This window comes from Ruminococcus sp. RTP21484sp1_RTP21281st1_A8_RTP21281_210402 (assembly GCF_040914025.1).
GTDB classification, from domain to species: domain Bacteria; phylum Bacillota; class Clostridia; order Lachnospirales; family Lachnospiraceae; genus Blautia_A; species Blautia_A faecis.
The window spans coordinates 1-6813 of record NZ_JBCPGE010000005.1; the positions used below are offsets into that span (position 1 = coordinate 1).

10 protein-coding genes are annotated in these 6813 nt (G+C 40.0%); 1 reads left to right on the plus strand and 9 read right to left on the minus strand.

Translation table 11 applies throughout. The features are described from left to right. Window positions 1-132 precede the first annotated feature (132 nt). From AB5170_RS03225 to AB5170_RS03255, 7 genes are all read right to left on the minus strand, one after another. A complete protein-coding gene (locus AB5170_RS03225; protein ID WP_195982758.1) occupies window positions 133-357 on the minus strand; it encodes a DNA-directed RNA polymerase I in 225 nt (74 codons plus the stop codon). 175 nt (window positions 358-532) lie between these two features. After that, window positions 533-853 carry a hypothetical protein gene (locus tag AB5170_RS03230; protein WP_195982757.1) on the minus strand — a complete coding sequence of 107 codons (321 nt, stop codon included), beginning with the start codon at window positions 851-853 and terminating at the stop codon, window positions 533-535. A gap of 92 nt (window positions 854-945) precedes the next feature. Then, window positions 946-1362 carry a hypothetical protein gene (locus tag AB5170_RS03235; RefSeq protein WP_195982756.1) on the minus strand — a complete coding sequence of 139 codons (417 nt, stop codon included), beginning with the start codon at window positions 1360-1362 and terminating at the stop codon, window positions 946-948. 49 nt (window positions 1363-1411) lie between these two features. After that, window positions 1412-1633, minus strand: coding sequence for a hypothetical protein (locus AB5170_RS03240; RefSeq protein WP_347160842.1), 222 nt, complete (start codon window positions 1631-1633; stop codon window positions 1412-1414). 135 nt (window positions 1634-1768) lie between these two features. After that, entirely contained in the window at window positions 1769-2026 is a 258-nt protein-coding gene (locus AB5170_RS03245; protein WP_347160843.1) for a hypothetical protein, read from the minus strand. A 247-nt stretch (window positions 2027-2273) separates the two neighbouring features. Then, window positions 2274-2693 carry a hypothetical protein gene (locus AB5170_RS03250; RefSeq protein ID WP_227198770.1) on the minus strand — a complete coding sequence of 140 codons (420 nt, stop codon included), beginning with the start codon at window positions 2691-2693 and terminating at the stop codon, window positions 2274-2276. Window positions 2694-2773: 80 nt separating this feature from the next. Continuing rightward, window positions 2774-3088, minus strand: coding sequence for a DUF6431 domain-containing protein (locus AB5170_RS03255; protein ID WP_255610494.1), 315 nt, complete (start codon window positions 3086-3088; stop codon window positions 2774-2776). 300 nt (window positions 3089-3388) lie between these two features. Between AB5170_RS03255 and AB5170_RS03260 the strand changes: the two genes are divergently transcribed. Next, window positions 3389-3550: a hypothetical protein gene (locus tag AB5170_RS03260; RefSeq protein ID WP_173715531.1), complete on the plus strand. Its 162-nt coding sequence runs from the start codon at window positions 3389-3391 to the stop codon at window positions 3548-3550. Between the two features lie 119 nt (window positions 3551-3669). Here the strand turns inward: AB5170_RS03260 and spoIVA are convergent, their stop codons facing one another. Next, window positions 3670-5139 (minus strand): stage IV sporulation protein A, encoded by a 1470-nt coding sequence (gene spoIVA, locus AB5170_RS03265; RefSeq protein WP_173718664.1) that lies wholly within the window; start codon window positions 5137-5139, stop codon window positions 3670-3672. A 283-nt stretch (window positions 5140-5422) separates the two neighbouring features. Further along, a partial coding sequence (locus AB5170_RS03270; RefSeq protein WP_368365041.1) for a [FeFe] hydrogenase, group A occupies window positions 5423-6813 on the minus strand: 1391 nt, incomplete at its 5' end.

Genomic DNA, 6813 nt, shown 5'->3' on the forward strand with positions numbered 1-6813 from the left:
TAACTACACGGCTCACTGGCGATTACCGTGACCGGACTTACACCGGCAAGTGTAGTCCAGCTTTGCTGGACACACGCAAAAAGAAAAGAGCCTCAGATTTCTCCAAGACTCTTCCTTTTAGCTTATACGTATTTACTTATCGGACTCTATGACTTCTTCCAGTGTCGGATATAAACTTTCATATTCTTCTTCTCCTTCACAGCCATAGTGATCTAAATCTACGCTATGACCGCAATTCGGGCACACTAAAGTGTCCCGCCACTTTTCATCTTCAAATTCCATTAAATTTCCGCACTCATGACAAATGTATTTGCCAGTTTTCATAGAATTGATAAGTTCTTCATTAAAAATACTCATAGCTAAATATCTCCTTTCGCATATAGACCGTCGTACATATCTGTATATCACAGTATATCCGTCGGTATTATTTTGGTCAAGAGATAAAGCTTTATTCTCTCATAATAGTCCTTGTAAATTTCACGCAAAAAATAAAAGGAGATGCAAACATAATTGTAAGCATCTCCATCAAAGTTTACCAGTCAACCATTATGCATCTGTGACTGTATGAGAGCATTATTTTCGTTGAAACGTGAAGTTTTATTCCATCGTCATCTCTGAAATCGAAATCGAATTCTACAGTTCGCATATTTTTGCTCATCACCTGTTTACTCTGAATCGACCAGTCTTTGTCGTCTTCACTGTCTTTAGCTCGAACAGTTACGATGCGAACCTTGGATTCATCCAATTCTGTAAAGATTACATGAATTTTTCCCAATAGTTCATCGTTTCTGTAAGGTATGCTCATCATCACCTCATTTGTAGTTGTTGGTACTTCAATATAAATATTTCTCATATATTTCATCTCCTTTCATAGTAGCCAATGATTTTGACGCGTAAAACGAAGAGGGCTTGTACCATTGCCCTCGACGCTTTGAACATTAATTTTTACTTCCTGGTTGGTCTGAAACGGTTGATTAAGTTTCTGAATACCTGTGATGAAATTGTTCCAGTTTCTTCAAATCGGAATCCTTTATTCATCCAGATGCCATAGAATATCAATGGTAACAGAAGCTCTGCTCCAGCAATACCAGCTTTGAAATATCGATCTTTAACCTGCTCGTCGATCTGCCGCTGTTTAAGTTTTTCATCTCGCTCCTTTGCCTCATTATCAGCAACACGAGAATTATACTTCTCATCAGCATCCCATTCGCTTTTGTTCTCTTCGATTCTTAGCTTGTAAAGTGTAGCTAATTCATCAATTGCCATTGATTTTTCTTTACTTCCGGATGCAAATTCAGATAACCCCTTAATCTGTCTTGCAATTTCCTCACTCAATAATTCTTCAATATTCTTTTCATCCATTTCTGATATCTCCTTTCAGATAAATTATTGATTTTCATAATAGGACGTGCTATTTGTGCGAAATATAATTCTTAATTTCCACTCGCAATGAAACACGCTGCTTCTTATAAATCTCATTTGCTCCGCCAGGATCTAATTCAAGAAATAAATATGGTCCGCTGTCCGGATCTGAATGATCGACTCGAAGCGAACCAATTGGCTTTTCTTGAAATATGTATCGCTCAATGAGTAATCCAATAAGAATACCTATCAATAAAATGATGAGTTCCATCTGCTACACCTCCTCTCCGTCAATATTTCAGTTATCAAAATAACACGATTCGTGGTAGCCTCCGTACTGTTTTTAATCTAGAATAAAAGAAAGAGCCCTAGATTTCTCTAAGACTCAATCTAAAAACTTGCATTATCAATTGAGTTTCTTTGCTGTGAAAATATAACTACCTAACTTCGAATTATTCATAATAAGTCCATCTCCGCAACTTTTTGATACAATCTTAGTGAGTATTTCTCCTTGCCCCAGTCTGATACCTTTCGTATGCCCGAAAGCATAACCAACTGCGCATCCTCCTGCTAAAGTAAGACTCGATACTACAATCGTATTAATGTTGTCGCAAATAAACTTTTTGAATGAATTTCTAGTTTTGGTTTCTGTTTTAGTTTCCATAAAAAGCTCCTTTCAAATAAATGTTTTATTCTTTCATACTAGCCCTTGTAAACTTTGCGAAAAGAAAGAGCCATTGCTGGCTCAATCTATTAACAGTCATATTTACTAAGTTCTTTAACAATATACAACAATCCGCTTATTGACAATATTGCAACTCCAATTGTTATTTTGTCAATATTGTTAATGATAATATTCTTCATAAATACCACTCTCCTTTCATAATAGGAGTTGTTTTTATCGCGCAATTTCATCCCCGTTCCTTGTTTAGCAGCCAAAAGAATCGTCTGTACAAGTTGTAATACGAGTCTTTACAACATGGGATTTCTAATCTAGCTTTAATAATATCGTAGGACCATCCCTCAGTTACGCCTTTTAATATGTACTTAGCCAATTCTGTATCTGTCCGCTCAGCCGTTTTCTCTATCATATCCATACGCTTTGAAAAATATGATTTCAGCATTCCGATTTTTGCAGTCGGATCGCATACTGTGCTGTTTGCTATAACTGCCACGTAATTAGCAGAACGACTAGACAGACCATCTAGTGATACATAGTTTCTTTTCCATGTTGGATATTGAAGACAAAAATGCTTCAGCTCGTAATAACGATGTTTCTCAATCCAATATGGATTACTTTCAGATACTTCAGCTCTTATAATATTTCCCATATAGTATTACCTCCTTCTAAATTCTATTCTAGGTTAGAATTTAGAAAATGTTAAAACAAAGTCGGTGGAAAAATTTTCCATCATAATCTTGGTTTAATGCCCCGCTTCTTCCAACGTTTCATTGTTTCCTCGCAAGGGAAATCTTCAAAGCCTAAAGTCTCTGGACTGATGAATCCTTCTATCACTCCATCTATAATATCTGACTCGTAATGCTTAAAGGGATATAAATATTCTGGAAGATCTCTATGAATTGTTTTGCACTTCGGGCATTTATAACGTTCTATGGCAACGAGTTTTTGGGAATGATCCTTCCCTCTTACAATTCGTTTTACAGTATCATATCGCTTCAATTTTTCTTTACAGTCGGGGCAGTATTTATCTATGGTGTTCGCCAGCCTTTCATATAATCCGTACTATAACCATATCATTTACTGCCAAAGGAGCACATATACATAAAAAGAGCACCAGTAGATTTCTCCGCTAATGCTCTTATAAGTTCAATTCGATTTTCCTTTTTACTACACCATTTACTACACCATTTTTACACCAAAATACGATATTTTGCGGCATTTTACGATAGGTACAAAAGTCCGCGAACCCGCATAAACACTGGGTTTTTCATGTTTTCCAAAAATGGATGTATAAAATTAACTTTTTCGTAAAGACTTTTATATAAACTTTACAAGGAGGTTTTTATGTTGCCTGTAATTTTACTTATTGTTTTATTTTTTGCGTTGCAGCTGCTTGTACTTTTCTGTTGTGTTGCGGCGGGAAATGATCCTTATTCACAGTTTCTTTCAGACGAGGAACAGGTGGAATATCTGGCGCGCTGGAAAAAAGAACATGGATATAAATAATCTTTGATAAGGAAAGGGAAGCACCACAGTTTTCCGTATATTGGTAAGTACCCATAAAGTATTTTATATATAAAAAAAGGCAGTGCTTATAACAATACTGCCTTTTTTCATAAAAATACCTATATGATAATACACACAAGACCGCCTTTACTGTCATTTACGATTTTCTGCATGGTATCCTGAAGCTTCACCTGGCTTTCCTCGCTGATCATGGTCAGCTTGCTGCGGATGCCATCCTGTACCAGCTGTTCAATGGATTTCCCGAAAATATTCGTCTCCCAGATGCTCTCTCCTCTTGCATCACTTTCTCCAATATAAGTAATCAAGTCTTTTGCCTGCTGCTCCGTACCTACGATCGGAGCAATTTCAGTTTCAATATTTGCTTTGATCATATGAATAGACGGACTCTTTGATTTAATTTTCACACCATATTTATTTCCCTGGCGGATCACAGCCGGCTCTTCCAGCTGAATCTGGGAAAGCTCTGGTACCACTACACCGTAACCGCTGCTATTTACTGCATCCAGGGCATCTTTAACCTTTACATACTTTTCCTTCATTGCAGCAAGCTCCTTCATCGTATGGATCAGCTCATACTCACTTTCCATGGGAATTCCACTCATATCGCTAAGCATCTTATAGTAATATTTATCATCTATCTGAAGCCGTATCTGAATGGTTCCATCAGAAAGACCTACGTGATCCAGAAGAGTATCCTGTACATAAGGACCTTCCAGTTTTACCGATTCCCTGGTAACATCACGAATGTGTAAAAGCTTCTTCATGCACACTTTAATCTGGGAAAGGATCTGGCTTTTCAATTCGCTGTCTGCAGGCAGCATTTCCACCCATTTGGGAATAAAAAACTGCAGCTGGGTAATGGGAAATTCATATAGGATTTTTTCCAGGAGCAATGCGACATCTTCTTTTTTCAACTGCTCACAGTTAACCGCAACAACTGGTACCTGGTACTTCTTCTGAAGCCCGTTAACCATCTGAGTGGTTTCTTCTTTATAGGGAAACTGAGAGTTTACTACAATGAGAAATGGCTTTCCCTGTGTTTTCAATTCAGCCACAGTCTGTTCCTCGGCCGGAACAAAATTTTCCCTTGCTATTTCTCCAAAGCTTCCATCGGTGGTGATCACAAGACCGATCGTAGAATGTTCCTGGATAACCTTTTCTGTTCCCGCTTTTGCAGCTTCATGAAAGGGGATTGCCCTGGAAAACCAGGGCGTTTTTACCATCCTCTCTTTACCATCCTCAACGTTTCCTCCAGCATCCTTTACAAGAAAACCAACACAATCGATAAGCCGCACTTTCGCCTTCCTGTCTTCGCCAAGATCAACTGATACAGCTTCTTTTGGGATAAATTTGGGTTCCACAGTTGTGATCATTTTTCCGGAACCACTTAATGGAAGCTGGTCCCTGACCTCTTTCTGCATTTTTTCATCCATTCCGGGCAAAGCCACCAGTTCCATAAATCTGCGGATAAATGTTGATTTTCCTGTACGTACAGGGCCTACAACGCCTATGTATATATCGCCTCCGGTTCTGGCCTGTATATCACGGTAAACCTGAAAATTTTCCATACAAAAAAGCCCTCCTGCCTGATTATTTAAAGGTCTGCAAGATTTGTTTACAGTGTAATGCTTATACTCTTCCTCTAAATAATATGCAGTCGGGCTTTTTATTATACTTGTACATCGAAAATTAAGTTTCTGCTATATTGACGCAGGATGATCTCTTCATATGCAAGGCGGAGGAAGAAGGCGTAGCGGTGGTTACGGTGGCTGACGCAGCCGCTTTCAAGAGCCTTTTCAAGCGCGCTCTTGCGCACCATATTATTGCCTGTCCAGCTACTATATTTCAGCATCAATAGAAATCATTATGGAGCAGTTTGTGTTCTTTACCTTTGAGCAGTCCCTGATACAGTTCCAGAACCATAGGGTTCTCATCGGATTTCTTGATCAGCATAGTATTGTCAGCATTATACAAACCTTTCGCTCTTGCAGCTTTGGTTCTGTCACCGGCCCGTACCGGCTGGCCACCGCCCATAATACAGCCACGGCGGCATGCCATTACTTCAATGAGATGATAGTTTGCTTCGCCGTTCTTTACACGTTCCATAACGGTTCTTGCATTGGCAAGACCACTGGCCACACATACATTGATATCCATTCCCTTGTATGGAACTGTGAATTCTTTGATTCCCTCATCTCCACGGACACCACACTCAGAAATCTCCTGCATGGTCTCCTTGGAATGATCCGGGCTTAAGCGGCGGAGAACCGCCTCTGTAACACCGCCGGTAACACCAAAAATAACACCTCCGCCGGAGCCAAATCCAAATGGCATATCACATGCTTCAGGCTCTAACTGTGCAAAATCAAGGCCAAAGTTATCGATCATGCGCAGCAGCTCTGTGGTTGTAATTACAATATCCGTATCCTGTTTCTCATCAGTAAAACTGTTCGGACGGATTGCCTCAGCCTTCTTGGCTGTACATGGCATAATAGATACCATAACGGTCTTTTTACCCTTGGCATTCTCCGGATCACGGAAGTATTCTTTAATAACTGCAGACATCATTCCCTGTGGGGATCTGCAGGTAGACAAATTCGGGATATAATCCTTATACTGGTCTGTAATAAATTTCACCCATGCAGGGCAACAGGAGGTAAGAAGTGGAAGCTTCTCCCCCTTCTCAACTCTTTTTAGAAATTCTGCTGACTCCTCCATAATAGTAAGATCGGCGCTGAAAGCAGTATCATAAATCTCGTCAAATCCCATTCTGTGGAGTGCATTGACAATTTTGCCCATAACGCTCCGTCCCTTCGGAAGACTGTAATGATCACCTACCGCAACACGAACTGCCGGCGCAACCTGTGCTACTACACGTACATCCGGATCTGCAAGAGCTTCCCAGACTTCATCCATATGCGTTTTAATGGAAATGGCACCTGTCGGACAATATACACGGCACTGTCCGCAGTTTACGCACTGGGTTTCTGCGATTTTCTTATTAAACGCGGGAATTACAATAGCCTCTGTTCCACGGTATGCAAAGTTCAATGCTCCAATTCCCTGAAGCTCCTCGCAGGCACGGACACAGTCACCACAGAGGATACATTTGTTCGGGTCACGGATCAGAGATGGTGAACTGTCATCAATCTCATACTGCTCTCTTGTATTCTGAAAACGGATGTTATGTACTCCAAGACGGTGAGCCAGCTCCTGAAGCACGCATTCTCCACTCTTTACAC